This is a genomic window from Mesorhizobium sp. M7A.F.Ca.CA.002.05.1.1, from assembly GCF_003998335.1.
In the GTDB taxonomy this organism is placed as follows: Bacteria; Pseudomonadota; Alphaproteobacteria; order Rhizobiales; family Rhizobiaceae; genus Mesorhizobium.
The window spans coordinates 1-3778 of the sequence record NZ_RZQI01000598.1; the positions used below are offsets into that span (position 1 = coordinate 1).

The following is a 3778-nucleotide window of genomic DNA, read 5'->3' on the forward strand; positions in this document are numbered from 1 at the left end:
ACTACGGCCTCGTCGGCGATCTCTTCGTCATTCTGCCGGAGCTGCAAAACCGCCTATGACGGGCATCATCTCGATTAACATTCTCAAACTTTGCCGGTGACCATTGCCTCCGGATGTTTGTCGCCATGACTAAGTGGCTGTTTGCAGGCAATGGCCCCGCAGCGCCATTTAGAAACCGACCGGCGATTTGCCTCGTTTTCCCAGCCTTGCGGCACATCCTGGAAGTGGACTGAGCAGATCAAGACCGCAGACGCCGTTCCGGATGGCCTGAGTACGTTCCCAGTTCAACGTAGGTGAAGCAGAACGGCCGGGGTGAGAAGATTGTGGCGCTCGCCCGCAGAGCTGCCCGTCGCGCCTTTTTCTTTTCCACGCCACAGGTGTGGCTAGGACAAGGCTCGGCGATGTCCTGACACTCCATTTCCACCTACACCGGACCGAGAATCTCGAAACCAGATGGCGTTAATATATAGACTGAATTTGACGTAGGCACCTCTCGGTGAATGAATTACCCACTGAAAGCAATGGCAAAAATAGCAATGCTCGACGCTGAAACTTTCAGGCCGAAGGGGAGCTGTCCGAGTGAGCCCGCTATCTTCATAAACGTCGCGTGCTTGGTTTCTGGCTCGTCGATGCGCCCGCCAACGCGCGCGCCAACATAGAAAACACCGGGGCCGCCGCCAGCTCGCTTTGAGCTCCGCCTTGCCGCGTGGCCGACCACTGACCTGCAAGATGTTGAGAAAAGCCTTTAACTAGGAGCTTAAATTTCCATGAAGAATGCATCAACCCTAAACGAAGTTGCCGACTCATCTGGAGCGAAATCACTGCCGGCTAAAGCCCGAGCGGTCATAATCGGGGGCGGTATTTCCGGGTGCTCGGTTGCATATCACCTCACAAAGCTCGGATGGACCGACGTAATTCTGCTCGAGCGTAAGCAACTGACCTGCGGAACAACTTGGCACGCTGCCGGATTGCTGAGCGAATTGCGCGGCTCTGCCGATATGACAAATATGGCAAAGTACACGATGGAACTTTACTCCAGCTTGGAAGCAGAGACGGGGGTTTCAACTGGATTGCGCCGTGTCGGCTCGTTGGCTCTCGCGCTTACCGATGAGCGGAAGCACGAGCTATTGCGGCAGTTCTCGGTCGCGAACGCCTTCGGGGTAGAGGTGCGAAAAATCTCCTCCAGCGAACTTGAGGAAATGTACCCTCATGTCAATGTGTCGGACGTCTCTGCTGCGCTTCATTTCCCTAATGATGGGCAATGTGATCCAGGAAATGTCGCGATGGCGCTTGCCAGGGGCGCACGGCAACGCGGTGCTGCCATCTATGAAGGAGTGAAGGTAACCGGCGTTCGGTCGAAAAACGGCCGGGTGTCAAGCGTGACGTGGGAGAAGAATGGCGAGCGTGGAGAGATTGAAACAGAGCACGTGGTAAACTGTGCAGGAATGTGGGCTCGGGAATTTGGCTCTAGAAGCGACGTGGCGATTCCCTTGCATGCTTGTGAACATTTCTATTTGATCACGGAGGCAATAGAAGGGCTTACACGACTGCCGATCATTCGGGTTCCGGACGAACATACGTACTACAAAGAAGATGCAGGGAAGATCCTCTTTGGGGCGGTAGAACCGAAGGCTAAGCCATGGGGTATGGACGGCATTCCCGAAAGCTTTTGCTTTGACCAGTTGCCAGAGGATTTTGCGCATTTCGAACCCATTATGGAGAAGGCCCTAAAGCGCATGCCGATGTTGGGCAAGGTTGGTATTCGCACCTTCTTCAATGGACCTGAGAGCTTCACGCCTGACGATCGCTTCCACCTAGGAGAAGCTCCTAACCTGAGGGGCTATTGGGTAGCATGTGGCTACAACACGGGAGGGATAGCCGGCTCAGGACCAGCGGGCTTTATTCTGTCGCAGTGGATGAATGACGGCGAACCGCCTCTCGACGTTTCAGGAGTTGACATCCGTCGGATGCAGCCGTTTCAGAAGAATCGTTCCTACCTGAAGGAGCGGGTTACGGAGATCGTGGGGCTTACCTATGCCGACCACTTTCCCGCCCGTCAAATGACAACATCGCGCGGAATTCGACGGTCACCAATTCATGAACACCTTAGAGCGCGCCGAGCCGTGTTCGGCGAAGCCGCAGGCTGGGAACGACCCAACTGGTTTGCCCGAGAGGGCCAGGAGCGCGAATATCGGTACTCTTGGGGCCGCCAGAACTGGTTCGAAAACCAGCGCGAAGAGCATGTGGCGGTGCGTGAACGGGTCGGTATTTTCGATTTGAGTCCATTCGGGAAAATCCGAGTGGAGGGACGAGACGCATGCAGGTTTCTCCAACGGCTCTGCTCCAACGACGTCGAGGTGCCGGTCGGCCGGATCGTCTATACACAAATGCTAAACGAGCGGGGCGGGATAGAGAGCGATCTCACGGTGAGTCGTCTCGGCGAGACTGCTTTCCTGCTCGTGGTGTCGGCCTTCGATCTGCAACGCGATCTGTGCTGGTTGAGGCGGCATGTAGGCGACGAGTTCGTCGTTATCACCGATATATCCGCCTCGGAAAGCGTTCTCGCGGTCATGGGGCCGAATTCGCGCGAACTGCTCGGCAGAGTTAGCCCGAATGATTTCTCCAATGGCAACAATCCCTTCAGCACCTTCCAGGAAATTGAAATCGGAATGGGTTTGGCGCGAGCGCATAGAGTGACCTATGTCGGCGAACTGGGCTGGGAGATTTACGTCCCGACTGATCAAGCCGCGCATGTCTTCGAAGTAATTGAGGCGGCGGGCGCAGATGTTGGCCTCAAGCTGTGTGGACTGCATGCCATTGGCTCATGCCGCATCGAGAAGGCATATCGGCATCTTGGCGATGATATTGGCAGCGCGGATCATGTGCTCGAAGCGGGGTTGGGCTTCGCCGTCAAGACGGCAAAGCCAGGATTTATTGGGAGAGATGCGGTGCTGAGAAAACGTGAAGCGGGGCTCGACCGTCGGCTGGTTCAGTTCCGGCTGAAAAACCCCAGTCCACTACTTCACCACAACGAGGTCATCTTCCGTGACGGTCGGATTGCGGGAACCATCACCTCCGGAAGCTACGGTCATACGCTTGGAGGAGCCATCGGCCTTGGCTATGTACCTTGCAAAAGTGAGAGCGAGGCAGCTCTCCTTTCCTCTTCTTACGAGATTGAGATAGCTGGCGAGCGCTTTGCCGCCGAAGTCTCGCTTAAACCAATGTATGACCCGAAGAGCGAGCGGGTGCGGGCTTGACTTTGGATCCAAGCGGACCAGGTCAGCCCAAGCAATCGGAGTTCGCACGCGGCGTCGGACATAGTCTTCGTTGACGTGCTCCCCGATCTGTCCGTTAGCTCTGTTCACTTTGTAGCCTGTGCGAATCTGGTGCAATTCACTTAGGGCGAGTCTGTCGAAGCGGGACGCATGCGAGGGTTGATCGCAAGACCGTGGTGCACGAGAAGCTCAAGAACGGCGCTCGACTCGTAAGTGCAACGCCCTGGCGATCGGCTCGAGGTCTCGGCGTTGCGCGAGAGGCTTGGAAAAGCTTCTAACCCTCAGGTCGAGGAGGACCACCGGACTCGGGACAGTCGCCGTGAACTATCCGCAAGCCATTGATCTGGCCTGTTGATTGAGGCGGATAGCGTCTTTTGAATTGCAGGATTAGCGGTTTATTGGGGCTGTTTTCCTGCAATTCGGTTTTGCGATTCCCTTGTGGCGCGGAGCGTGATTCACTCGGTTCGGCGGCGGCGAATCGAGGGGACAGCGAATGTCCAGGC

General features: G+C 56.1%; 1 protein-coding gene. It reads left to right on the plus strand.

The genetic code is table 11. From position 1 onward, the window contains the following. Positions 1–767: 767 nt before the first annotated feature. Positions 768–3257 carry a GcvT family protein gene (locus tag EN939_RS24730; protein ID WP_127270312.1) on the plus strand — a complete coding sequence of 830 codons (2490 nt, stop codon included), beginning with the start codon at positions 768–770 and terminating at the stop codon, positions 3255–3257. Positions 3258–3778 lie beyond the last annotated feature (521 nt).

Bases quoted from the DNA above. Each gene is read 5' to 3' on its own strand.
- EN939_RS24730 (WP_127270312.1), top strand. From the start codon at position 768: ATGAAGAATGCATCAACCCTAAACGAAGTTGCCGACTCATCTGGAGCG.